The sequence below is a fragment of the Mycobacterium sp. MUNTM1 genome, assembly GCF_054660795.1.
Map to the genome: position 1 here is coordinate 55,637 of NZ_BAAGDE010000010.1, position 24,689 is coordinate 80,325.

General features: G+C 67.0%; 22 protein-coding genes and 1 tRNA gene. 14 read left to right on the forward strand and 9 right to left on the reverse strand.

Annotated features, from left to right (window positions below; translation table 11 throughout):
- Positions 1-807 carry an enoyl-CoA hydratase/isomerase family protein gene (locus ACYQ8K_RS08060; protein ID WP_459967955.1) on the reverse strand — a complete coding sequence of 269 codons (807 nt, stop codon included), beginning with the start codon at positions 805-807 and terminating at the stop codon, positions 1-3.
- A gap of 75 nt (positions 808-882) precedes the next feature.
- Here ACYQ8K_RS08060 and ACYQ8K_RS08065 point away from each other — a divergent pair, with 75 nt between their 5' ends.
- A complete protein-coding gene (locus tag ACYQ8K_RS08065) occupies positions 883-1,800 on the forward strand; it encodes a class I SAM-dependent methyltransferase (RefSeq protein ID WP_459967956.1) in 918 nt (305 codons plus the stop codon).
- A 19-nt stretch (positions 1,801-1,819) separates the two neighbouring features.
- On the opposite strand, the gene ACYQ8K_RS08070 is transcribed toward ACYQ8K_RS08065, so the two are convergent.
- Positions 1,820-3,760 carry a fumarylacetoacetate hydrolase family protein gene (locus ACYQ8K_RS08070; RefSeq protein WP_459967957.1) on the reverse strand — a complete coding sequence of 647 codons (1,941 nt, stop codon included), beginning with the start codon at positions 3,758-3,760 and terminating at the stop codon, positions 1,820-1,822.
- The gene (locus ACYQ8K_RS08075; protein WP_459967958.1) at positions 3,757-6,024 is read right to left on the reverse strand and encodes an ATP-dependent DNA ligase; all 2,268 of its coding nucleotides are present in this window, start codon (positions 6,022-6,024) and stop codon (positions 3,757-3,759) included. The genes ACYQ8K_RS08070 and ACYQ8K_RS08075 overlap by 4 nt, the downstream gene beginning before the upstream one ends.
- A gap of 128 nt (positions 6,025-6,152) precedes the next feature.
- Between ACYQ8K_RS08075 and ACYQ8K_RS08080 the strand changes: the two genes are divergently transcribed.
- The 5 genes from ACYQ8K_RS08080 (at position 6,153) to ku (ending at position 12,032) form a co-directional block, all read left to right on the forward strand.
- Entirely contained in the window at positions 6,153-7,679 is a 1,527-nt protein-coding gene (locus ACYQ8K_RS08080; RefSeq protein ID WP_459967959.1) for a mannitol dehydrogenase family protein, read from the forward strand.
- Positions 7,676-8,560, forward strand: a complete 885-nt coding sequence (locus ACYQ8K_RS08085; protein WP_459967960.1) for an HAD family hydrolase — start codon at positions 7,676-7,678, stop codon at positions 8,558-8,560. The genes ACYQ8K_RS08080 and ACYQ8K_RS08085 overlap by 4 nt, the downstream gene beginning before the upstream one ends.
- A gap of 135 nt (positions 8,561-8,695) precedes the next feature.
- The gene (locus ACYQ8K_RS08090) at positions 8,696-10,123 is read left to right on the forward strand and encodes a mannitol dehydrogenase family protein (protein WP_459968018.1); all 1,428 of its coding nucleotides are present in this window, start codon (positions 8,696-8,698) and stop codon (positions 10,121-10,123) included.
- Positions 10,120-11,028: a carbohydrate kinase family protein gene (locus ACYQ8K_RS08095; protein WP_459967961.1), complete on the forward strand. Its 909-nt coding sequence runs from the start codon at positions 10,120-10,122 to the stop codon at positions 11,026-11,028. Before ACYQ8K_RS08090 ends, ACYQ8K_RS08095 begins: the two co-directional genes overlap by 4 nt.
- Before the next feature lie 95 nt (positions 11,029-11,123).
- Entirely contained in the window at positions 11,124-12,032 is a 909-nt protein-coding gene (ku, locus tag ACYQ8K_RS08100) for a non-homologous end joining protein Ku (protein ID WP_459967962.1), read from the forward strand.
- A gap of 12 nt (positions 12,033-12,044) precedes the next feature.
- On the opposite strand, the gene pstA is transcribed toward ku, so the two are convergent.
- The 4 genes from pstA to pstS (ACYQ8K_RS08120) form a co-directional block, all read right to left on the reverse strand.
- Complete coding sequence (gene pstA, locus ACYQ8K_RS08105) at positions 12,045-12,947, reverse strand: phosphate ABC transporter permease PstA (protein WP_459967963.1); 903 nt, start codon at positions 12,945-12,947, stop codon at positions 12,045-12,047.
- A 46-nt stretch (positions 12,948-12,993) separates the two neighbouring features.
- Entirely contained in the window at positions 12,994-13,968 is a 975-nt protein-coding gene (pstC, locus tag ACYQ8K_RS08110; RefSeq protein ID WP_459968019.1) for a phosphate ABC transporter permease subunit PstC, read from the reverse strand.
- Between the two features lie 30 nt (positions 13,969-13,998).
- Positions 13,999-15,111 carry a phosphate ABC transporter substrate-binding protein PstS gene (gene pstS / locus ACYQ8K_RS08115; RefSeq protein ID WP_459967964.1) on the reverse strand — a complete coding sequence of 371 codons (1,113 nt, stop codon included), beginning with the start codon at positions 15,109-15,111 and terminating at the stop codon, positions 13,999-14,001.
- 252 nt (positions 15,112-15,363) lie between these two features.
- Positions 15,364-16,464: a phosphate ABC transporter substrate-binding protein PstS gene (pstS, locus tag ACYQ8K_RS08120; protein WP_459967965.1), complete on the reverse strand. Its 1,101-nt coding sequence runs from the start codon at positions 16,462-16,464 to the stop codon at positions 15,364-15,366.
- 215 nt (positions 16,465-16,679) lie between these two features.
- Between pstS (ACYQ8K_RS08120) and ACYQ8K_RS08125 the strand changes: the two genes are divergently transcribed.
- From ACYQ8K_RS08125 to ACYQ8K_RS08150, 6 genes are all read left to right on the forward strand, one after another.
- A complete protein-coding gene (locus ACYQ8K_RS08125) occupies positions 16,680-17,471 on the forward strand; it encodes an SDR family oxidoreductase (protein WP_459967966.1) in 792 nt (263 codons plus the stop codon).
- Positions 17,472-17,495: 24 nt separating this feature from the next.
- Entirely contained in the window at positions 17,496-18,572 is a 1,077-nt protein-coding gene (locus ACYQ8K_RS08130) for an NAD(P)H-dependent amine dehydrogenase family protein (RefSeq protein WP_459967967.1), read from the forward strand.
- An 82-nt stretch (positions 18,573-18,654) separates the two neighbouring features.
- The gene (locus ACYQ8K_RS08135; protein WP_459968020.1) at positions 18,655-19,896 is read left to right on the forward strand and encodes an Nramp family divalent metal transporter; all 1,242 of its coding nucleotides are present in this window, start codon (positions 18,655-18,657) and stop codon (positions 19,894-19,896) included.
- Positions 19,897-20,973 (forward strand): poly-gamma-glutamate hydrolase family protein, encoded by a 1,077-nt coding sequence (locus ACYQ8K_RS08140; RefSeq protein WP_459967968.1) that lies wholly within the window; start codon positions 19,897-19,899, stop codon positions 20,971-20,973.
- A 7-nt stretch (positions 20,974-20,980) separates the two neighbouring features.
- The gene (locus ACYQ8K_RS08145; protein ID WP_459967969.1) at positions 20,981-21,805 is read left to right on the forward strand and encodes an LLM class F420-dependent oxidoreductase; all 825 of its coding nucleotides are present in this window, start codon (positions 20,981-20,983) and stop codon (positions 21,803-21,805) included.
- Positions 21,806-21,854: 49 nt separating this feature from the next.
- Positions 21,855-21,927: transfer RNA gene (locus ACYQ8K_RS08150), tRNA-Arg, on the forward strand.
- A 2-nt stretch (positions 21,928-21,929) separates the two neighbouring features.
- Here ACYQ8K_RS08150 and ACYQ8K_RS08155 read toward each other — a convergent pair.
- Entirely contained in the window at positions 21,930-22,166 is a 237-nt protein-coding gene (locus ACYQ8K_RS08155; protein ID WP_459967970.1) for a hypothetical protein, read from the reverse strand.
- 314 nt (positions 22,167-22,480) lie between these two features.
- On the opposite strand from ACYQ8K_RS08155, the gene ACYQ8K_RS08160 reads away from it, so the two are divergent.
- A complete protein-coding gene (locus ACYQ8K_RS08160; RefSeq protein ID WP_459967971.1) occupies positions 22,481-22,873 on the forward strand; it encodes a hypothetical protein in 393 nt (130 codons plus the stop codon).
- A 113-nt stretch (positions 22,874-22,986) separates the two neighbouring features.
- A complete protein-coding gene (locus tag ACYQ8K_RS08165; RefSeq protein WP_459967972.1) occupies positions 22,987-23,271 on the forward strand; it encodes a hypothetical protein in 285 nt (94 codons plus the stop codon).
- A 28-nt stretch (positions 23,272-23,299) separates the two neighbouring features.
- Here the strand turns inward: ACYQ8K_RS08165 and ACYQ8K_RS08170 are convergent, their stop codons facing one another.
- On the reverse strand, positions 23,300-24,670 hold the full coding sequence (locus ACYQ8K_RS08170) for a PPE family protein (protein WP_459967973.1): 1,371 nt from the start codon (positions 24,668-24,670) through the stop codon (positions 23,300-23,302).
- Positions 24,671-24,689 lie beyond the last annotated feature (19 nt).

Here is a 24,689-nt window from a genome sequence, read left to right on the forward strand (position 1 = left end):
TTACAGCACATCCCATTTCGGGGCGCGCTTTTCCCGGTGCGCCATCGCGGCCTCGACCGGGTTGTTGGTGAAGCCGCTGAGGATCTGGGTGCGGTTCTCGATCTCGATGGCATGGCGCAGGCTGGGCGCATCCAGCGCGGCGTTGAGGCCAATCTTGGTCTGCCACACGCCGTATGCGTTGTTCTCGGCGATCGAGCGGGCCAGCTTGAGCGCGGCTGGCATCAGCTCATCGGCGGCGACGACCTCGTGCACCAGCTTGATGCGGTAGGCCTCGGCCGCGTCGATGATGCGACCAGTGAGCATGAGTTCGCGCGCCACCCCGGCGCCGACGATCTTGGGCAGCAGGTAGCTGGTGCCCATGTCCATCGACGAGAATCCCGCCTTGATGAACACCGAGCCGAACCGGGCCTGCTCGGAGGCGACCCGGATATCGCAGACCAACGAGAACGCCAGCCCACCCCCGACGGCGACGCCGTTCACCGCGCCGATGACTGGAATGTCCATCTCGTAGATCCGGGTGTACAGGTTGGCCAGCCGGACCTGGGCGTCGTAGTTGACCTTGAACGCCGGGGTGGTTGGCTTGTTCTGCGTCCAGGGTTGGCCGGTGCCGCTCAGATCGGCGCCGGCGCAGAATCCGCGTCCGGCACCGGTCAGGATCGCCACCCGGTACTCACCTTTGTCCAGCACATCCAGGGCCTCGTGGACGCCGCCGATCAACGACCCATCGATGGCGTTGAGGCGCTCCGGCCGGTTCAGGGTGATGCAGGCGATGTTGTCTTCGAGACGTTCCAGAGTCACTGCAGGCATAGGGAAACCGTAGGCGACGTCGCTATTTACCGAGCAGGCATACCGTGGTTTTGCCACCACATCGAAGGAGCAGCCATGGCACGAACCGAAGGCGACACCTGGGACCTGGCCAACAGCGTGGGTGCGACCGCCACCATGGTGGCCGCGGCCCGGGCGGCGGCAACCAGGCGCCCGCAACCGGTCATCACCGACGAGTTCGCCGAGCCGCTGGTGCGCGCCGTGGGGTTGGACGTATTCACCAGGCTCGCCGCCGGCGAACTCGATTCGATGGACCTGGAGCAAGGCGTCGGATTCTCGCGGATGGTGGACACATTCGCCGCCCGGGCCCGGTTTTACGACGACTATTTCGCCGCGGCGGGGCAGGCCGGGCTGCGCCAGGTGGTGATCGTGGCATCGGGTCTGGACTCCCGGGCCTACCGGTTGCGGTGGCCGGCCGGGACGACCGTGTACGAGATCGACCAGCCGGAGGTGATCGCGTTCAAGACGGCGACCCTGGCCGAGATCGGCGCGGCCCCCACGGCCGAACTCCGCACCGTGGGTATCGATTTGCGCGAGGACTGGCCGGCGGCCTTGCAGGCGGCGGGCTTTGACGCGGATCAGCCGACGACGTGGCTCGCCGAGGGGGTGCTGATCGGGTTCCTTCCGCCCGAGGCCGAAGTCCGGTTGCTCGACGCCATCATTCCGTTGTCCAGCGAGGGCAGCCGGTTCGCCGCCGACTTCGGAACCGTCGCCCCGACGACGCCGGAGGGGCAGGAACAGGCGCGGCTCATGACCGAGGGGTGGCGACGGCAGGGCCTCGATCTGGACATCGCCGGCCTGGCCTACCCGGGTGAGCACACCGACGTCGCCGCACACCTGGCGGCAAACGGCTGGGATACCACGATCTTTCGGCTCACCGACCTGTTTGCCGCCGCGGGCCTACCGGAACTCGGGCCCGCCGAGCATCGGGTTCCCGCCGCCACGATCAGCTTCGTCAGGGCGGTGCGGCTCTAGCCGGCGCGCAGGCGCCACGTCACGCGGACCGCTTGGCCAGCCACTCGGCCTGCATCACCAGCAGGGCCATGACCTCCAATTGCGGTGTCTGCGAGTCGAGTTCACGGTATCGCTGATACACGTTGACGACGACGCGCTCGGCGTCCAGCCACGTGGCGTACTCGCCGAGGTCGATGGTGTCGGCGGCCTCGGCCCACGACAAGCCCCGGCGGTAGGCGTCCTCGGCCTGTTCGGCGACGTGCACGAGATAGCCGCGCACCGCGCGGATTCCGTCCGGATCGGTGACAGGGCCGTGGCCGGGCACCACCGTCGGCGCATCCAGCGCGATCATCGTGTCGCACGCCGCGACCCAGTTGGCGATCGGGCCGGCCCACACGATGGGCGTGCAGCCGATGAAGAGCAGGTCGCCGCCGAACAGCACCCCCGCGTCGGGCACGTGCACCACCGAGTCGGCGGCCGTGTGCGCGGGACCCAGATTCAGTATGTCGATTCGCCGCCCACCTACCGCGACGGACAGGTTGCGCTCGAAGGTCTGATCGGCGTTGCGCAGCGTGATGTTGCTGAAGTCGAAGTGCCCGAAGCGTTCTCGCGTGTACGGGGTCGCCACCGGCCCCAAATTGGCGGTTTGCGCCATGGCCAGCATCTCGGGCGCCATCCCGTGCTCGATCTCCTCGGCGGTGCCCTGCGCGGCGATGATGCGCACCGACGCGTCGAGTAGTTGGTTACCGTGGGTGTGGTCGCCGTTGGAGTGGGTGATCAACGCGTCGGTGATCGGTGCGGACCCGGTGATGGGCCGCATCGCGGTGAGCATCTCGCGGGTCAGCGCGAGGTCGAACAGGGTGTCCACCAACAGGGACGCGCCCTCACCGGCGATCAACCCGGCGTTGCTCCACCCGTAGCCCCCGTCCGGCAGCGTCCATGCCCACACCCGGTCGGCGACCTGATGCAGCCCACGGGTGTAGGGCACCCGGGCCGGTGCCCGGTTGACCCGCGGCGCACTGGGCGCGGCGTCCGGGTTGGGCCGCGCGGCCAACGCGTGTGGCGCACTGCTCGCGCGGACGGTCTGCCGGGTCTCCCCCAAACCCTGGACTTGGAGCGTGACGACGTCGCCGTCGCGTAGCCATCCGGGAAACGATTCCAGCGCACCGGGATTGAGGTGCTCGACCAGCGTGCAGGTGGGCACCGTCCCGGAGCCGATGACGTCGCCGGGGTTGAGCGTGACACCGCGCGAGGCGTAGGAGATGACTTCGCCGAAGGTCCAATCCATCTGGGCCGTCGACCCGGTACCGATGACGGTGTCGTTGACCAGGGCGGTGACCTGAAGGTCCAGTTTGGCGCCGTGGCGGTAGGGCTCGAGCTCGTCGGGGGTCACCAGGTAGGGACCCAGCGTGACACCGCTGTCCTTGCCCTTGCCCTGCCCGATTCCCAATTGGCTTTCCATCTGCTGCAGGTCGCGCGCGGACCAGTCGTTGAAGATGGTGTAGCCGATGATCGCCCGTTCGGCCTGCTCGACGCTGAGATCCTTGCCGCCGGACCCGATCACCGCGGCGATCTCCAATTCGAAGTCCTGCCAAGCGCTTCCGGGTGCCATCGGCGCGTCGTCGTAGGGCCCTAAAACGGTTGCCGGGCAGGCGAAGTAAAACGCGGGGATGCGATACCAGCTGTCGGCGAGCAGGCGCCCGGCGCCCAGCGCGGCTTGGCAGTTGCGCATGTGGTCGAGGAAGCACAGGGAATCCCGGATGGACGGCGGGCGCGGGATGGGCGCCAGCAATCGCACGTCGGCCAGTGATACGGTCGCCGCCGGGGACCGCTGCGCATCCTCCCCCGCCCGCCGCAATCCGTCAGCGCCTCGGGCGATCAGGTCGAGCAGCGTCACGCCCGCCGGCAGCGCGTGGATGGTGTCGCCGGAGAGGACTCCGACGCGCTCGCCGTCATCACCTTGGTAGCTAACCCATTTCACTCGCGTACCACCTCGCTTGCTTCCTTGTCCGGCCGTAGCCCCCGCCAGCTCGATTGGCGTAGCCGGTTATCCGGTGTCCACTCGCTGTAGCGCACCTCCCCGACCAGAACCGGCTCGACGTACGTCACGCCCCGGGCTTCGCTGCGGGGCAGCGATGGGTGGAAGGGGGATTTGTCGGTGTGCAGCGGCGCCAGCGTCTTCTTCAGGTTGCTCAGGTCGCGTTCGGTGAACCCGGTGCCGACGCGGCCCGCGAAGTGCAGGCCGTCGGCGGTCGGGATGCCCATCAGCAGTGAGCCGATGCCGCTGCTGCGTCCGCCTTCCCCGGCCTTCCAGCCGCCGATGACGACTTCCTGGGTGTTCCAATGTTTGTCCTTGATCCAGGACGACGAGCGCCGGCCGGGCTGGTAGGTGGAGTCACGCCGCTTGGCGATCACCCCCTCCCAGCCGCGCTTGCCGGAGTGCTGCAGCGCCTGCGCGCCGTCGCCGGGCAGCAGCTCGGGAACGATCAGATCGCTGCCGGCGCCGAGCATTTCCAGCACCTTACGCCGGTCTGAGTACCTGGCCCGCAGCAGCGAGCGGCCGTCGAGGTAGAGCACGTCGAACGCCCAGAATTCGACGCGCGAGCCACGGCCGCGGTTCTGCATCTCGTGGAAGTTGGGCGCACCCGAGGCGTCCAGGACGACGGCCTCGCCGTCGAGGATCACGTGGTGCTCCGCGAGACCTTCTGCGAGCGAACGGAGTTCGGGATATTCGCCGGTGACTTCGCGGCCGCGCCGCGACCGTATCCGGATGGCGCCGTGGTCGGCCTCGATCAGCAGCCGGTAGCCATCCCATTTGCCTTCGAACGCCCACTGGCCCGCCTTCAGCGCCGTCACCGAACCGTGGGTGGCCAGCATGGGGGCGATGGTGTCGAAGTCGAAGACCTTCTGATCTTTCATCCGGTGCGCCAGCCACTGGTCGCCGTTGGTCTGAATCAGCGCGTAGCGCCCGGAGATCTTGCTGCCGTGCAGATTGACGATGACCTCCCCTTTTTCGGCGGAGTCATTGAACTTTTCGGCCTCGTAGGTTCCGGAGTCCCAGATGATCACCTTCCCGGCGCCGTACTCGCCCTTCGGGATGATGCCCTCGAACCCGCCGTATTCCAGCGGATGATCCTCGGTGTGGACCGCCAGGTGGTTCACCGAGGTCGTTTCGGGCAGGTTCTTCGGCACCGCCCAGGACACCAACACGCCGTCGCGTTCCAGCCGGAAGTCGTAGTGCAGCCGGCGGGCGTGGTGTTCATGGATGACGAAGCTATTCCCTTGCCCCGTAGCCGGTTTCGCCGCAGGGACCGGCTCAGGGGTTTTCGACGCGTCACGCATGCTGCGGTATCTACTCAGACGGTCCGGGGCCGGTGCGTCCTCGTCCAGCGGTGCCAGCAGATCGCCGTCGCGGGCGACCCGGTCCAGCACTTCGTCATAACGCAGCTGGCGCAGCGACGGGTCGTCGAGTTCCTGCCAGGTGCGGGGCGCCGCAACGGTGGGGTGTTGACGTCCGCGCAGCGAGTACGGCGCGATGGTGGTCTTGGCGCCGTTGTTCTGACTCCAGTCCAGAAAGATCTTTCCGGCCCGCAGACTCTTGGTCATGGTCGACGTCACCAGGGTAGGCATCGTCTTTTCCAGTTGCTGCGCAACGCGTTTGGCCAACACCGTGGCGCCCTTGCTGCTCACCGGCTCCTGCAGCGGCGTGTAGAGGTGCAGGCCCTTGCTGCCGCTGGTGAGCGGATAGGTGGTCAGCCCGATTCCGGTGATCAGTTCGCGGACGGCGCGCGCCACCTCGGCCAGTTGGGCCATCGTGACGCCTTCACCCGGGTCGAGGTCGAACACCAGGCGGGTCGCCGGGCCGGGCTTCAGTTCTTCGGCCCGGCTGCGGGTCCACTCCGCGACGAAGCGCCACTGCGGCACGTGGACCTCCAGCGCGGCCTGTTGGCCGATCCACGCCAGCCCGTCGACGCTGTCGATGATCGGATACGTCGTCGTCCCGGACCGGTGCGTCACGCTGGCGCGCGGCAGCCAGTCGGGCGCCGACGAGGCCAGCTGTTTCTCGAAAAACGATTCTTCGTCGACGCCGTTGGGCCAGCGCTTGCGCGTGGCCGGCCGCCCGGCGATGTGCGGGATCATCACCTCAGCGATGCGCGTGTAGTAGTCGAAGACGTCGCGCTTCGTGGTCCCGGTGGCGGGATAGAGCACCTTCTCGGCGTTGGTCAGTTTCACGCGCGGTGCCATGTTGTCAAACTACGCGTTTCGCGCGTGTTAACCGCTTTGACCACGGCTAATCGTCACATCGCCGATTTATTTTGTGACATGACCCACGAACACGTTGATTGGCGATCGACCCGGGGCACAGACACTGAATGTTTGACGTGATCCCCTCCCCGTGGCGTCGAAACAGCGGCGTCCCACTCAGCGATGCGACCCTACGACTGCATTCCCGGAGAATCGACGTTCCAACCTACGATCGGTCGTCCCTCGGCCGCGGAGTCGTCCACATCGGTGCGGGCAACTTCCACCGGGCGCACCAGGCCGTCTACTTCGACGACCTCGCCCGCTCGGGCATCTCAGATCGTTGGGGGGTTACCGGCGTCAGCCTCCACTCCCCGGACGTCAAAGACTTGCTGTCGGCGCAGGACGGGCTGTACACCGTGGTCCAGCAAGGACACGATCGCCAAACTGCCCGCGTCGTCGGTTCGATCGGCTCCGTGCACTACGCACCGAACGACGGGGCAGCCGTTCGCGCCGCCCTCGCCGATCCTCAAACCCGCATTGTCAGCCTGACCATCACCGGCAACGGATACTTCCTCAATCCCGTCACCGACGAGTTCGACGCCGATGACCCCGACGTGCGCGCCGACCTCGTCGCGTCCGGCAACTACGCGACCGCGTGGGGGTACCTGGCCGAAGCGCTGGACCGGCGCCGCCACGCCGGTATCGCTCCGTTCACCGTGCTCTGCTGCGACAACATCCCCGGTGACACCCAGCCGGCGAGGACCGCGCTGGTGTCGTTCGCCGCGCTGAAAGACCCCGGGCTGGCCCGCTGGATCGACACGTACGTCGCGTTTCCGTCGACCATGGTCGATCGCATCACCCCGCAGACCTCGAAGTCGGAGCGCAAGTTCGTCGAGGAGACGTTCGGCGTCGCCGACAAATGGCCCGTCGTGACCGAGCCGTACTGCCAGTGGGTGATCGAGGACTCCTTCAGCAACGGCCGGCCGCCGCTGGATGAGGTCGGCGCCGAGTTCGTGGCCGACGTCAGCGACCACAAGCTGATCAAGACCCGGCTTCTCAACGGAAGCCACATCGCGCTCGCGTGCCTGGCCATCCTGGCCGGTTACCAGCGCACCGACGAAGCGCTGCGCGACCGCATCATCTTCGACTTCGTCGAAAAGCTGCTGCGTGACGAGATCCAGCCGCTGCTGCCCCCGGTGCCCGGGATGAACACACCCGATTACCGGCGCACCCTGCTCGACCGGCTCAGCAATCCCCGTATGAGCGACCAGCTGTCTCGGCTCGCCCGCCGGGGAACCAGCAAGATCGCGACGTTCGTGCTCCCCTCCCTGCAGGAGGCGATCGCGCAGGGCAGGCCGCACACCCTGCTGATGTTGGCGGTCGCCGGGTGGGCGCGTTACATGCGCGGCCACGACCTCCAGGGGCGAAAGCTGCGCCTCGAGGACTCGCAGGCGATACCGGTGGCTAGGTTGGCCAACATGGCGAGCAGCAATCCCGATCCGCTGTTGGGGCACGAAATGTTCGCCGAGGTGCGGGCGGTACCCGGTTTCGCGGAGCGCCTCGGCGACATGATCGCGGACATCGACGCGCGCGGCGTGTTGCCCACGCTGCGCGACGCGCTGCGACACGACCATCGGGAGTTGGTGGCACGATGACCGCGGGCTTGACCTTCGTGCGCGAATTCGACCCGGCGCCGGTCACCACCCTGCTCTGCGACGCCGATGACAACCTGTTCGGGTCGGAGAGGCCGGCGTTCGAAGCATCGACCGAGGTGACCAATCGTTTCCTGGCCAGGTTCGGCGTGAGCTCCCCGCTCAGCTCCGAGGAGTTGCGCAAGCGCGCCGTGGGGAAGAACTTCCGTACCACGGCTCTCGACCTGGCGGTGCAGTGCGAGGTGCCGCTCAACCAGACGTTGGCCCAGGGCCGCCCCGCCGCGGTGGTCGCGTCAGCGGGCGACGTGGCGAGCGGCAACGCGCTGTGCGTCGACGAACTCGAGCAGTGGGTGCGCGACGAGCGTGAACGGGTCACCGCCCACCTGGCCGCGACCCTGACCCCCGATCCGCGGGTGCTCGAGCCGCTGCGCGATCTCGCGGCGCGCTACGCACTCGCGGCCGTGAGCTCCAGCGCCACCAAGCGTCTGCGTGCCTGCTTCATCGCCACCGGCCTCGACTCGCTCCTGCCGGAAGCGGTGACCTTCAGTGCGGAGGATTCTCTTCCGGTGCCGACAAGCAAACCCGATCCGGCGGTGTATCTGCATTGCGGCCAGGTATTGGGCGTCGCGGCCGAACAGGGGCTGGCCATCGAAGACTCCGTGGCCGGCGTGAAGTCCGCCGTCGCGGCCGGCTATGCCACCGTCGGCAACCTGATGTTCGTGCTGCCCGACGAACGGGACTGCCGCCGTACAGAATTGATCGAAGCCGGCGCAGTCGCGATCACCGATTCGTGGCGTGCTCTTGCTGATGTCCTGCTGTCGTCGGCCGTGATGACCCGGACCAATCCATCCAGAAATTGGTTGTCTGGCCTTGGCTTGGGGTAGTCAAGTCCGCAGGAAATCAATGTAATCAAACAAGGCGTGCCGTCGACACGAGCTGGATCCGGACGCGGTTCGTGGCGCCCCTTGGCGGATGCGTTGTTGTCGTGAGATGAGGACCCTGTGACGCAGAACTATGCCATGGCGCTGTCGCCACCACGTACCAAACACCCGACGAAACTCAGCAATGCCACGGTGGCAGGGTGGCTACCGGTCCCGACGCCCCGCTATGACCGCGCTGGCGTCAGCGTCGGCATCGTCCACATCGGTGTCGGCGGTTTTCACCGCGCACATCAGGCTGTCTACATCGACCAGCTGCTCGAGCAAGGCCTGGCGCGGGACTGGGGCATCTGCGGAGTCGGGGTGCTGCCCGTGGACCGCCGGATGCGCGACGTGTTGCGCGCTCAGGACGGCCTGTACACGCTGGTCGTCGAGCACAACGACGGCAGCCGCGAGGCGCGGGTGATCGGGTCGATCATCGACTACCGCTATGCGCCCGACGATCCCGAGGCGGTGATCGAACTGCTCGCGGCACCCAGCACCCGGATCATCTCGCTGACGATCACCGAGGGCGGATACCAGCCCGGCGGACCGGCGTTTTCCTTGATCACACAAGCCCTGGCGCGCCGCCGCGACCGCGGCGTCGGCTCACCGACGATCGTTTCCTGCGACAACGTCGATAACAACGGCCACGTCGCGCGGGACACTGTCCTGGCGGCAGCGCAAGATTGCGACGGCCTGGCCGAATGGATCACGGCGAACACCCGATTCCCGAATTCGACCGTCGACCGGATCACCCCGGCCGTCACGCCGCGGGCGGCGGCGGCGGTCCGGCACGATTTCGGCATCGACGACCAGTGGCCGGTGCTGACCGAGCCATACGCGGCGTGGGTTTTGGAAGACGACTTCGCCGACGGCAGGCCACCGCTGGAAGAAGCGGGGGTGTTGCTGGTCGACGACGTGGCCCCCTACGAGGCCATGAAGCTGCGGCTGCTCAACGCCGCACATCAGTGCCTGTGTTACTTCGCTTACCTGACCGGGCATCAGTTCGTCCACGACGCGATCAGCGACCGGCCGCTCGCCGAATTGCTTCGCGCTTACTGGAATTCCGAGGCTATCCCGACAATGAACGACGTGCCCGGAATCGATCTGGTCGAGTACACCGATACATTGATGACGCGGTTCGCCAACCCGGAAGTTGCCGATAGCATCGAACGGCTGTGCGCTTACTCGTCGGATCGCATCCCCAAGTTCCTGTTGCCGGTGATCCGCGACAACCTGGCGAGCGGTGGGCCCGTCCGGCTGGCATCGGCGGTGGTGGCAAGCTGGGCCCGCTACACCGAGGGTGTCGACGAGTACGAGGCACCGATCGACGTGGTGGACCAACTGGCCGATACCTTGGTGCCGATCGCCCGCTCGCAACGAGACCACCCGACCGCGTTCATCGAAAATACGGACGTGTTCGGGGATCTCGCCCATCAGCCACGCTTCGTCGAGGCGTACCTGTGGGCGCTGGATTCGTTGCACAGCAAGGGAGCTCGCGCGACGCTGGATGCCCTGGTGCGATGAGCCGCGGGCTGGTGATCGGCGAGTCGCTGATCGACATCGTCGGCAGCGACGAACATGTCGGCGGCAGTCCGCTCAACGTCGCCGTCGGACTCGGCCGGCTGGGCCGCCAGGTCGACTTCCTGACCTCGATCGCCGACGACCCCTACGGTCGACGCATCGTCGACTACGTCGAAGCGGCAGGCGTACAACTGGTTTCGGAAAGCCGGACCGCGCAGCGCACGCCGACCGCACGGTCGACCATCGCCGAAGACGGGTCGGCCGAATACGTGTTCGATCTGGACTGGCGGCTCTCCGGGACACCGCCGGTCGCCCCGCCTCTTTTCGTCCACACCGGATCCATTGCCGCCGTGCAGGATCCGGGCTGCCTCGCGGTCGCGGCGCTGATCGACACCTATCGGGTCTCGGCCACGGTCACCTTCGATCCCAACGTTCGGCCGTCGCTGATCGCCGACCGGGAACTGGCCGTCGAACGCATCGATCACCTCATCGAGCGCAGCGACATCGTGAAGGTCAGCGAGGAAGACCTGCGCTGGATCGACCCCGCTCGCCCGCCCGAGCAGCTCGCGCAAACGTGGCTGCGATTGGGTCCGGCCATCGTGGCGGTGACGATGGCCGACCGGGGCGCGGTGGCCTTCTGCGCGGCGGGCGTCGCCCGGGTGCCGACGCGCGCGGTGCGCGTGGTCGACACCGTCGGCGCCGGTGACTCGTTCATGGCCGGTCTGCTCGACGCGCTGTGGGAATCGGGATCGCTGGGCGGCGACCGGCGCGCCGACTTGCGCGGGATCACGGTGGACGCGCTGACGACGGCGCTGGATGCGGCGAGCCTGTCCGCCGCGCTGACCGTCGCTCGCGCGGGAGCTGACCTGCCGGATCGGGCTGCGTTGGACGCGGCTTCGCATCGTTAAGCGCATACCCCGATAGGCGAAGACCGGGCGGACAATCCCAGGTCGTAGCCCTGTCGTGCTGTTTTGCCAGCAGCCCTACGGGCATACTGACTTGCATGCGCTCCATCTGGAAGGGTTCCATCGCGTTCGGACTGGTGAACGTCCCGGTCAAGGTGTACAGCGCCACCGAAGACCACGACATCAAGTTTCACCAGGTGCACGCCAAGGACAACGGCCGCATCCGCTACCAACGCGTTTGCGAGGTGGACGGCGAGGCGGTCGAATACCGTGACATCGCCCGGGCTTACGAATCCGACGACGGTCAGATGGTCATCATCACCGACGACGACATCGCCACGCTGCCCGAGGAACGCAGCCGCGAGATCGAAGTGCTGGAGTTCGTGCCGGCCAGCGACGTGGACCCGATGCTGTTCGACCGCAGCTACTTCCTGGAGCCGGACTCGAAGTCGTCGAAATCCTATGTCTTGCTTGCCAAGACGCTTGCCGAGACAGACCGCATGGCGATCGTCCACTTCACGCTGCGCAACAAGACCCGGCTGGCGGCCTTGCGCGTCAAGGACTTCGGCAAGCGCGACGTGATGGTGATCCACACCTTGTTGTGGCCCGACGAGATCCGCGACCCGGACTTCCCCATCCTGGACAAGAAGGTCGAGATCAAGCCGGCCGAACTCAAGATGGCCGGCCAGGTGGTGGACTCGATGGCCGAAGACTTCAACCCCGACCGCTACCACGACGACTACCAAGAACAGCTGCACGAGCTGGTTCAGGCCAAACTTGAAGGCGGAGAAGCGTTTACCACCGAGGAGCAGCCGAAGGAGCTGGACGAGACCGAGGACGTCTCGGATCTGCTCGCCAAGCTGGAGGCCAGCGTGAAGGCGCGTTCCGGCAACGGCAAGGCGCCCGCGAAGAAGGCCGCGGAGAAAAAGGCACCCGCCAAGAAGGCTCCGGCCAAGAAGACCCCCGCGAAGAAGACAGCCGCCAAGAAGGCGTCGTCGAAGTCCTGACCCGCCGTCGGGTCAGCGGTTGCGGGTGGCCAGGAAGCGGATCAACGCCGCGACGATGTTGATGACGGCGACCATGATGATCAGGGTCAGCGCCGCACCCCAGATCCGCAGGAAACCAGCGTGTTCGGGGTTGGTGAGTTCGGTATAGATCAGCAGCGGCAGTGACGCCATGTTGCCGTGGAAGATGTCGACGTTGATTGAGCGGCTGTAGCCGACCAGCACCAGTACCGGCGCGGTCTCGCCGATGACCCGCGCAATGGACAACAGGATTCCGGACACGATGCCGGGCATCGCGATCGGGAAGACGATCCGCACGATGGTCTTCCACTTGGACACGCCGAGCGCGTAGCTGGCCTCGCGCAGGTCGTCGGGCACCAGCCGCAGCATCTCCTCGGCGGAGCGCACCACCACCGGCAGCATCAGCAGGACCAGAGCCAGCGACACCGCGAACGAACTCTGCTGGAAGCCCAGGGTGGCGATCCAGAGGCTGAAGATGAACAGCGCCGCCACGATCGAGGGCACCCCGGCGAGCACATCGACCATGAACGTCGTCAGTCGCACCAGGCGCCCGGATCCGTACTCCACCAGGAACACCGCGGTCATCAGGCCCAGCGGCACGGCCAGGGCGGCGGCCACCCCGGCTTGCACCAGCGTGCCGTACAGCGCGTGGTAGATGCCGCCGGCGAACTGTTCCGGCAGCACGCCGTGCAGCGAGTGGGTCCACCAGCCCGACCGCGTGACGGCGTACCAGCCGCGTTCGACCACGATCCACAACACCCAGATCAGCGGCACCAGCGCGACGCAGAACGAGGCGAGGAAGAAAACCGTCGCGGCGTTGTTGGTGATCCGGCGCCGGAAGCTCAGCGGCCGGAACACCTCGACCTTGACCGGCCGGTCCAGGGCTTCAACCGTCACGAGCGCCGCTCCTCATCGCTTCGCTCTGCATCGTCGCCGGCGCGGGTCATCCGTTGACCTTGCCGCCGGCGATCGCGCGGGCGAGCGCGTTGACGATGAACGTCAGCACGAACAGCGCGAATCCCGCCGAGATGTAGGCCCCCGTCGGCAGCGGTGAGCTGAACTCGGCGGCCGCCGACGCGATCTTCGAGGCGAACGTGTAGCCGCCGTCGAACAGCGACCAGTTACCCGGGCGGGCGGCCGAACGCAGGATGATCAGCACCGCCACGGTCTCACCCAGCGCTCGGCCCAGCCCCAGCATCGAGGCCGCGATGACACCGCTGCGTCCGAACGGCAGCACGGTCATCCGCACCACCTCCCATTTGGTGGCGCCCAGCGCCTGCGCCGCCTCCATCTGGATGTGCGGGGTCTGCCGAAACACCTCGCGCGAGACGGACGTCACGATGGGCAGGATCATCACCGAGAGCACGACGCCGGCGGTGAAGATGGTGCCGCCACCGGCGAGCGAGACGTTGCCCTGCTTGAACAGGAACAGCCAGTCCAGGTGCCGGTTGAGAAACGCGGCCACCGGCTCGATCTGGGGTGCGAGCACGAAGATTCCCCACAGCCCGAAGATGATCGACGGCACCGCGGCCAGCAGGTCCACCACCGCGCCGAAGGGGCGCGCCAGCCGCTTCGGCGCGTACTGGGTGAGGAACACGGCGATGCCGACCGCGACCGGGACGGCCAGCACCAGCGCGCTGAGCGAGCTGAGCACCGTGACCATGAGCAGGTCGCGGATGCCGAACGCGAGCCTGTTCGGGTCGCTGGTGCTGAACATGGCGCTGGTGAAGAAGTTCGCGTGGTTGACGCGCAACGACGGGACGGCGCGCAGCAACAGGAAGACCGCGATCAACAGGATGGCGACCACGATCGTCGAGCCGGCGGCGGCGGCCATCAACTTGAACAGGCGATCAGCCCGCCGCCCCACGTGCTGACTCAGCGCAGTTAGTGCCGGCTTTTCCGCGGTCGACGGGCTGATTGCTGTTCCTCGTGTCACGACCACTTCAGGTTATGTGATGGCGTTGATGGAAGCAGACAACCGCGACTTGAACGCGTCAGGGATGGGGATGTAGCCGTTGTCGGACAGGCCGTTCTGCCCGGCACCGATGGTGCTCTGCAGGAACGCCTTGACCGCCGTACCGACCTGGGCGTCGGGATACTTCGAGCAGACGATCTCGTAGGTGGCCAGCACGATGGGGTAGGAGCCGGCCTGGGTCGGCTTGTAGAAGGACAGCGTGTCCAGCACCAGGTCGTTGCCCTGGCCGGCGATCTTGGCTCCAGCAATCGTCTTGCCCACCGAGTCGGCACTGATCGACACCGCGTCCGGGCCGGCCGAGGTGATGATCTTGGCCATGTTCAGTTTCTGCGCCTGAGCAAATGACCACTCGTTGTAGGTGACGGAGCCTTCGGTCGCCTTGATCGCCGCCGAGGTGCCGTCGTTGCCCTTTGCTCCCTCGCCGACGCCGCCCTTGAACGTCTTGCCGGCGCCCTTGCCCCACGCGCCGTTGGAGGCGGCGTCGAGGTACTTCTGGAAGTTGTCTGTGGTGCCGGATTCGTCGTTGCGGAACACGACGTGAATCGGCTCGGACGGCAGGGTGGCTCCCGGGTTGAGCGCCTGGATCGCGGGGTCGTTCCACGTCGTGATCGCGCCGTTGAAGATCTTGGCAGCCGTGGCGCCGTCCAGGCTCAGTGAGCTGAGTCCCGCGACGTTGTAGGTGATGGCGATCGGGCCGAAGACCACCGGGAGGTTCAGCGCCGGCGAACCGCACCGCTGTTGCGCGGCGGCGTATTCGTTGGCCGCCAGCGGCGAATCCGAACCACCGAAATCCGTTTGCTTACCGTTGAATTCGCTGATTCCCGCGCCGGACCCGTTGGCCGTGTAGTTCAGCGTTTGGCCGGGGCAGGCCTGCTCGTACGCGTTGACGAATCGGGTCATCGCGTTGGCCTGGGCCGTGGAGCCGCTGGCCTTGAGGGCCTTCTTGCCGCCACAGCTCACGTTGCCCGACGAGGAGCCGTTCGTTGCGCTCGCGCCGGTCCCGTTGTTGTCGCTTCCGCATGCCGACAACGCCAGCGCGCCGGCGCTCACGACACTCAGCACGGCGCCAAATCGGTTGAGTTTCAATTCGCTTCCTTACGGTAGGGATGAAACAGGATCGCCGCCGGTCGATAGCCACTGCGCCCGACCAGCCGCCTCGCAGCCACGAAGCTAACAGTAACAAGGTGAACGTTGAGCAAATTGTTCGGCGCTCGCCGCTGAACGCGATGGCACCGGGCGGCGACGTGCGCGGCAGCCGGACCCGACAGCGCATCGGCACGCCCCGACAGCAAAGAACGCCAATGGGGGTTCACGGTGCGCCGCGGGCGCCGTCTCGCCTCACGAGATGGCGTTGATGGACTCCGCCAGCTGTGACTTGAAGGACGCGGGCACCGGGATATACCCGTTGGCCGCCAATCCGTTTTGTCCATCGCCAATGGTGCTCTGCAGGAACGCCTTTACCGCCGCACCGACCTGCGGGTCGGGATATTTCGAGCACACGATCTCGTAAGTGGCCAACACGATGGGATAGGAGCCGGGCCGGGTCGGCTTGTAGAACGAGTAGGTGTCGACGACCAAGTCGTTGCCCCGCCCGGTCAGGGTGGCGCCGGAGATCGTCTGGCCGACCGACTCCGCACCGATCGACACCGGGTCGGGGCCGGCCGAGGTGACGACCCTGGCGATGGTCAGGTTCTGCGCCGACGCGAACGACCATTCGTTGTAGCTGATCGATCCTTCGGTCGCCTTCACCGCCGCCGACGTGCCGCCGTTGCCTTCGGCGCCCTCACCGACCCCGCCGTTGAAGGCCTTGCCGATGCCCCTGTCCCACACGCCGTCGGACGCCGAGTCCAGGTATTTCTGGAAATTGTCCGTGGTGCCGGACTGATCACTGCGGAACATCACGTGGATGGGCTCGGCGGGCAGCGCGGTGCCGGGATTCAGCGCCCCGATCGCGGGGTCGTTCCAGGCGGTGATCGCGCCCTTGAAGATTTTGGCGGTGGTGGGGCCGTCCAGGACCAGCGAGCTGACGCCCGTGACGTGGTAGGTGATGGCGATCGGGCCGAACACCACCGGCAGGTTCAACGCCGGCGAACCGCATCGCGCCTGGGCCGCGAAGTATTCGATGGGGGCCAGCGGTGAGTCCGAACCTGCGAAATCGGTTTGATTGCCCGTGAATTCACCGATGCCCGCCCCCGAGCCGTTGGGGGTGTAGTTCAGCGTCTGGCCGGGGCAGGCCCGCTCGAACGAGCCGACGAAGCGGGTCATCGCGTTGGCCTGGGCGGTCGATCCGCTGGCCTTCAGCGCCTGCTTTCCACCGCAATCGACGTGGCCCGGCGGGGCTGCCCCGCTCCCCCATGCTTCGTGGCCACCGCACCCCGACAACGCCAGCGCACCGGCCGTCAGGACGCTCAATGCGGCACCAAATCGGTTGCGCCTCAAGTTACTTCCTCACGGTGAAGACCAAACATGATCGTCGCCGTTCAGCTAACCGCACCAAGGTTAACGGCGGGCGAATGGTCGCCCGGCGCAAACGAGCGCTGCGAGCCGCATCGCCACACCCGTGTGCAAAAGTAGAACCTGTTACAGAAATGCCCGATCCGAGACGGCGCGGCTTGCTACCGTGTCGGCTGACACCGAAATGAAGAGAGGCCGCCATGATCCTTGACAGGTTCCGTCTCGACGACAAAGTCGCCGTCATCACTGGTGCAGGCCGCGGTCTCGGGGCGGCCATCGCGCTGGCCTTCGCCGAGGCGGGCGCCGATGTCCTCATCTCCTCACGCACGGAGTCGCAACTAGAAGCCGTCGCAGAACAGGTCCGCGCCGTGGGGCGGCGGGCCCACGTCGTGGCGGCCGACCTGGCCCATCCCGAGTCCACCGCAGAGCTGGCAGGCAAGGCCGTCGAGGCGTTCGGGAAACTAGACATCGTCGTCAACAACGTCGGTGGCACCATGCCCAACACGCTGCTGACCACCTCGACGAAGGACCTCAAGGACGCCTTCACCTTCAACGTCGCCACCGCCCACGCGCTCACCATCGCGGCGGTCCCGCTGATGCTGGAGCACTCCGGCGGCGGCAGCATCATCAACATCACCTCGACCATGGGCCGGCTGGCCGGGCGTGGTTTCGCGGCGTACGCCACGGCGAAGGCCGCGCTGGCGCACTACACCCGGTCGTCCGCACTGGACCTGTGCCCGCGCATCCGGGTCAATGCCATCGCTCCCGGCTCGATCCTGACCTCGGCGCTTGACGTGGTGGCCTCCAACGACGAATTGCGCGAGCCGATGGAGAAGGTGACGCCCATGCGCCGCCTCGGCGACCCCGTCGACATCGCAGCTGCCGCAGTGTATTTGGCGTCACCGGCCGGAAACTTCCTGACCGGCAAGACGCTCGAGGTCGACGGCGGCCTGACCTTCCCCAACCTCGACATCCCCGTCCCGGACCTGTGACCCCCGACCGCTAAGGAGCACGTCATGCCCATTCCCGTCGTCCAATTGGGCACCGGCAACGTCGGTATTCACGCCCTGCGCGCGCTCATCACCAATCCGGAGTTCGACCTGAGGGGCGTCTGGGTGTCCTCGGACGCCAAGGCGGGCAAGGACGCGGCGGAGCTTGCGGGGCTCAGCGAGTCGACCGGTGTGCTCGCCAGTACCGACCTGGATGCGGTGCTGGCTACCGGTCCTCAATGCGCCGTGTACAACGCGCTCGCCGACAACCGGTTGCCCGAGGCGCTCGAAGACTACCGGCGCGTCCTGGCGGCGGGAATCAACATTGTCGGCAGCGGCCCGGTCTTTTTGCAGTACCCGTGGCAGGTCATCCCCGAGGAGCTCATCAAGCCGCTGGAAGACGCCGCGCAAGAAGGGAATTCGAGCCTCTACGTCAACGGTATCGATCCCGGCTTCGCCAACGATCTGCTGCCACTGGCGCTGGCGGGTACCTGCCAGAGCATCCAGCAGATTCGGTGCATGGAGATCGTCGACTACGCCACGTACGACAGCGCCGCGGTCATGTTCGACGTGATGGGCTTCGGCAAGCCGCTGGACGAGCTGCCCATGCTGCTACAACCTGGCGTACTCAGCCTGGCGTGGGGCTCGGTGATCCGGCAAATGGCAGCGGGATTGGGCATTTCGCTCGATGAGGTCACCCAGGACTACGTCCGCGTTCCCGCCCCCGAGGACTTCGAGATCGCCTCGGGTCATATCGCCAAGGGCACCGCCGCGGCGCTGCGCTTCGAGGTGTTCGGCATGGTCGACGGCGACCCCGTCGTCGTCCTCGAACACGTCACCCGGCTGCGCGGGGATCTGTGCCCGGAATGGCCGCAGCCCGCCCAGGAGGGCGGCTCCTACCGCATCGAGATCACCGGCGAACCGTCGTATGCCATGGATGTCCGCCTGAGCAGCCGCAAGGGCGACCACAACCACGCCGGCCTGGTGGCCACCGCGATGCGCGTCGTCAACGCGATCCCCGCGGTGGTGGAGGCCCAGCCCGGCATCGTGACGACCCTGGACCTGCCGCTGGTCACCGGCAAGGGGCTCTACCTCCCGCGGTGAGGCCCGAGGGCGGGAAACGCCGTGCCGCTGCGGGCCGCGCCGAGATGTTCGACTACCCTCACTTTCTTATTCGGTGAAGTGAATCGAGGTCGACACGTTGGGGCAGCGCACCCAGGGCTCGCTCAAGGGCAACTGGTATCTGCTCGGGCCCGCGTTCGTCGCCGCGATCGCCTACGTCGACCCGGGAAACGTCGCCGCCAACGTCAGCGCCGGCTCGCAGTACGGCTATCTGCTGCTGTGGGTCATCGTCGTGGCCAACGTGCTGGCGGGCCTGGTGCAGTACCTGTCGGCGAAGCTGGGGCTGGTCACCGGGCGCTCCCTGCCCGCCACGATCGGCAAGCGGATGGGCCGCGCCGCGCGGCTGGTCTACTGGGCCCAGGCCGAACTCGTGGCCGTCGCGACCGACGCGGCCGAGGTCGTCGGCGGGGCCATCGCGTTGCACATTCTGTTCAACCTGCCGCTGCTGGCCGGCGGGCTGATCACCGGGCTGGTTGCCTTGCTGCTGCTGGGGATTCAGGACCGGCGCGGCCAGATCATCTTCGAGCGGGTCATCACCGGCTTGCTGCTGGTCATCGCGATCGGGTTCGCGGCGAGCTTCTTCGTCAAGACGGCCCCGCCGGAGGAGATGCTCGGCGGACTGATCCCCCGGTTCCGCGGCACCGAAAGCGTGCTGCTGGCGGCCGCCATTCTCGGTGCCACCGTGATGCCGCACGCGGTCTACATGCATTCGGGCCTCGTCCTGGACCGCCACGGGCATCCCGATGAGGGCTCACACCGGCGCCTGCTGCTGCGCGTCACCCGCTGGGACGTCGTGCTGGCGATGACGGTGGCCGGCACGGTGAACGCCGTGATGCTGGTGATCGCCGCGGTCAACCTGCAGCATCGCGACGTCAGCGCCTCCATCGAGGGCGCCTATTCCGCGATTCACAACACGCTGGGCGCGACTATTGCGGTGCTGTTTGCCGTCGGGTTGCTCGCGTCGGGTCTGGCGTCGTCGTCGGTGGGCGCCTACGCCGGCGCCATGATCATGCAGGGATTGCTGCACCGGTCGGTTCCCATGGTGGTGCGGCGGGTGATCACCCTGGTGCCCGCCCTGGTGATCCTGGCGGTGGGATTCGACCCCACCCGCGCACTCGTGCTGTCGCAGGTCGTGTTGTCGTTCGGAATACCTTTTGCCGTGCTGCCTTTGATCAAGCTGACCAGCGATCGCGGGCTGATGGGCGGCGACGCCAATCACCGCATCACGACGATTCTCGGCTGGGCCGTCGGCGTATTGATTAGTCTGCTTAACGTGGTGCTCATCTGGCTGACGGTGACGGGCTGAATGCCGGCCCTCCGGCACCTTTACTTCGCATACGGGTCGAACCTATGCGTCAGGCAGATGGCGCAACGCTGTCCCGACGCCGCGCATCCGCGGCCTGCCGTGCTGCCCGATCACGACTGGCTGATCAACCAGCGCGGCGTGGCCACCGTCGAACCGCTCGCCGGCAACCAGGTGTACGGGGCGGTGTGGCGGATCTCCGACGGCGACCTGGCGACGCTGGACAGCGCCGAGGGGGTTCCGGTGCGCTACCGGCGCGACGAGTTGACCGTGCACACCGACCACGGGCCGGAGCCGGCCTGGGTCTACATCGACCATCGCGTGACGCCGGGCCCGCCCCGGCCGGGCTACCTGCCCAAGATCATCGACGGCGCCACGCAGCACGGGTTGCCGCAGCGCTGGGTCGACTTCCTGCGCCGCTGGGACCCCGCCGGCTGGCCCACCCCGAAATCGTTGTCGGCGTCCGAGCCTGGGCCACAGTCACTTTCGGAGTTGCTGAGCGAGACCGGGGTGACCGAGAGCAGCCAATTGCGTTCGCGCTTCGGCTTTCTCGCGATCCACGGCGGTGGGCTGGAAGAGATGACCGACGTGATCGCCGAGCGTGCCGCCGAGGCCGCCGGCGCCTCGGTGTACTTGGTGCGCCACCCCGACGCCTATCCGCATCACCTTCCGTCGGCCCTGTTCGACCCGGCCGAGTCGCCGCGGCTCGCCGAGTTCCTCGACCACGTCGACGTCGCGGTGTCCCTGCACGGGTACGGGCGCGACGGTCGCAGCACGCAGCTGCTGGCGGGCGGCCGCAACCGGGCGCTGGCCGCGCACCTGACCCGGCACGTTCAACTCACCGGCTACCAGGTGATCACCGACCTCGACGAGATCCCGCCGGAATTGCGGGGCCTGCATCCGCGCAACCCGGTGAACCGGGTGTCCGACGGCGGAACGCAACTGGAGCTCTCGGCGCGGGTCAGGGGGATCAGCCCGCGCAGCCCGCTGCCGGGCGATGACGGTTTGTCGTCGGTCACCAGCGCCCTGATCCAAGGGTTGGCGCGGGCCGCCCGTAGTTGGTCAATGTCGGATCGTTGAACGGAGATTGTTGGTGGCCAAGGATTTTCGCTTTGGAATGAGCATGCGGTTCTTCAAGTCGCGCGAGGCACTGCTCGACAAGGCCAAGCGGGCTGAGGACGCCGGCTTCGACATTCTTTGTGTGCCCGACCATTTGGGTGCCGCGGCCCCGTTCCCGACGCTGACCGCCGTCGCGATGGTCACCACGACGCTGCGGCTGAGCATGTACGTGCTCAACTCCGCGTTCTACAAGCCGGCCCTGCTCAGCCGGGACATGCAGGGCCTGGATCTGCTCAGCGACGGCCGCCTGGAGATCGGGCTGGGCACCGGCTACGTCCGGGAAGAGTTCGAGGCCGCGGAGATCCCGTATCCCAGCGCCGGCGCCCGGGTCGACTACCTCGAACACATGACGAAGTACCTGAAAGAGCACCACCCGTCGACGCCGCTCATCATCGCCGGCAATGGCGACCGGGTGCTGACGATCGCCGCCCGCAACGCCGACATCATCGGGCTGACCGGGTCCAAAGTGCGCGACGTCGAGGACCCGTTCGCCGAACGCGTGGACTTCGTCCGCACGGCTGCGGGAGACCGGTTCGACTCGCTCGAGCTGAACCTGGCCATCACGGCGATGCCGCGGGTCGGCGAGACCGAGCCCGACCTCAAGCTGACCCGCACTTACGCGCCGGACCTGACCGACGAGCAGATCCTGTCGCAGCCCTCGGTGCTGAGCGGTTCGCCGCGCGAGATCGCCGACACGCTGCTCGCCTACCGCGACAAGTACGGCGTGTCGTCCTTCACCGTGCAGGACAACAACATCGACAACTTCTCGAAGGTGATCGCCGAACTGCGCTGACCGCCGTGGCGATTTACCGGCGGGCGTGCCGGTAAGCTCAGGCGCGTCCGCCCCCGTAGCTCAGGGGATAGAGCACGGCTCTCCTAAAGCCGGTGTCGCAGGTTCGAATCCTGCCGGGGGCACGTCAGGCAAGTCGGGCGACCGCGCTCGCGTCGCCCTCCTGGACTTCCGCGCACGTCACGAGCAGCGGTGCGGTCAGCCGTTCAAACTGGCAGTCGTGGCATAACACCACATCGATCCCGGGTAACCGCCGGATCACCGCAGTAGCGTTGGTGACCACTCGTTGGCAGTGACCGCATTTCAGATACGCGGCAGAGTGTTCGATGATGCGGGCTGCGACGAGGGCGGAGGGGTCGACCATGGATCGATCCTCCACCACGCCTCTTGTCATCTGCTGAGAGGCAAGCCGGGAATCTCCCAAGAATCAGTTAGGAATCTGCTGAGTGCGGCCATCCCGCGCGTCCCAGTCCGCAATCGGAGAGTACTCGACGGGTTTGCCCCCTCGTCGTGCTGCGGCGCTGATGTGGCTGCGATAGCGAAACGCGATGCGCGACAACGGCTGACGACAACCACTGGCAAGCAGAGAATCCTGCCGAGGCGGCACTTCGCCGTCTCCGGGGATCTAGTCGGTCCTTCGAGGTATGCATCGACGGCTCGCCGGAAGAGGATGGTCCCATGACCACCACACCGAACAGCGCCCTCATCCCGACATTCGCCGCACTGCGCTTCGCCACCGGCGTGGCCTCCTGGGCGGTCCCGATCAGAGCTGCTCACCTGTTTGGACTGGGTTCTGCGAACCAGCCGCTTCTCACCCAACTCTTCGGGTCTCGCGAACTGACCCTGGCCCTGGCCGTCGCGGATCCCGCATCACCGCGGCTGCGCACCCGCGCACTGCAACTTGGGCTGCTCGCCGACGCCCTCGACATCGTCGCGACCCTGCGCGGCCTCCGGCGCGAGACGCTGCGACCGGTCGGTGCGATCGTGACCGGTGGCGGCGCGGCGGTGTTCCTCGGCATGGGTCTTGCCGCGCTGGCGAACCAGAAACGCGCCGCCGCCTCGACGGCATAAGCGGTAGTGAGTTGGGTCACCTCGGGCCCCGGCGCGGGCAGCCTTCGGGCCGCTCAGGTGTTGCATTTTGCAGTCACTAGTTCAGGCGGTGACCATCACCTAGCGAGGCTGACATGCGGCAGACCATCATTCGCCAACGCCCGCTCGCCCGTTTTCCCATAGCAGAGACGCTGTGGGTGATCGCGGGCACCATCCTGCTGCTCGCCCTGGGAGACGCCGTGATCGTGTCGGCCCTCGCGGTGGCCGCCGCGGCCATGGCGGCCGCGTGGTGGATCCGCCGCACCACCGGGCGTCGCGCGCTGAGCGGCGAGGCGACGTTGGCTTCCGTATCTCACCTGCCGACCGGGAATCGCGAGCCGAATGCGGCCTTGCCGTGGCATCGCCACCGCGCCGCCTAGGCACTGTCTTACCTCATCCGAGACATCGTCATCCCCAGGTGGCCCGGGGCGGTGTGGCCTTGGATTTGTCGGCCGAGGACAGATGCACGGCGTGCACGCCCGGCTTCTTGGCCAGTTGATCCAACAAGCTTTCCAGATGCGCTTTGTCGGTGTGCCAGTGCTGCACGGCCTCGGGTGTCTCCTGCAATTCCGCGAGGACGGTCTTGAGCTTGTCCGGAGTTTTGCTGTCGTTGTCCGACGGGCGGCGGCCCAAGCCGCGCACGGCGCTACCGGTAAACGCGCGGGGCGCGGCCCCACCCAGGGCGCTGCCGGCCAAGCCGGCCAATGCCATCTGACCCGAGAGGCCACTCGCGACCGTCGGCGCGGCGCCGGTGCTGGTGTACTCCAGGACGGTGGCGGCAAGCTTGATTCCGGGACTGGCGGCGGCCCAGCCCGGCGGTACGGACAACGCCCCCGCGAGACCCGCGCTGCCTGCACTCGCCGATACGGCAGACGCGCCCGCTGCCCCCATCGCCTGCGTGCTCGAACCCAGGCTGGCGAACAGCGGCCCCTCCAGTTCGACTGCCGTGTCGCTCCAGGTGCGCGCCGTCGCCACCATGCCCAGGCTGAGGCTGAGCAACGTGTCGTTGACCGGACGGATGGCCTTGGTGACGAACTCGACGTTCGCGGCGATCCTCGCCAACGGCGTGGAATTGAGGTTATTCAGCCACGTCGCCAGTGACGACGCCTGCGACGACGGGGCCGCGGCGGGCGAAGCGAGGCCTTGGAGGGTCCGCGGGGTCGTCGACATCAGTTGCGCCAAGGCAGATTGCGCGTTGCCGGGCGCTGCGCCGGCGGCTTGGGCGACCGCTCCCGATTGACCAACAGCCCCAACGGGATTGGTGGTTTGCGGCGCCGGGTTGAACGGTGACATCCGCGCGGCGATTGCCGACGAACCCGCGTAGCCGTACATGGCGGCGGCGTCCTGCGCCCACATCTGCCCGTATTCCGACTCGGTGGCCGCGATGGCGGCGGTGTTCTGGCCGAGGACGTTGGTCGCCACCAGTGATGCGAGCTGACTACGGTTCTCCGCGATCGCGATTGGGGGCACGGTCTCCAGGAACGCGGTCTCATAGGCCGCCGCCGCCGCTCTGGCCTGGGCGGCTGCCCGCTCGGCCTGCGCGCCGGTGGCGCTCATCCACTCCGCGAATGGCGCCGCCGCGGCCGTCATCGCTTCCGCCGACGGACCCTGCCAACCGCTGGATAGATTCGAGATCGCCGACTCGTACGCTGTTGTCGCAGAAAGCAACTGGGCGGCCAATCCATCCCATGCCGACGCTGCGGCCAACATCGACCCGGAGCCGGGCCCGGCGTAGATCCGGGCGGAGTTGATTTCCGGCGGTAATGCTCCAAAATCCATTGCTGCTCCTCGATATTGG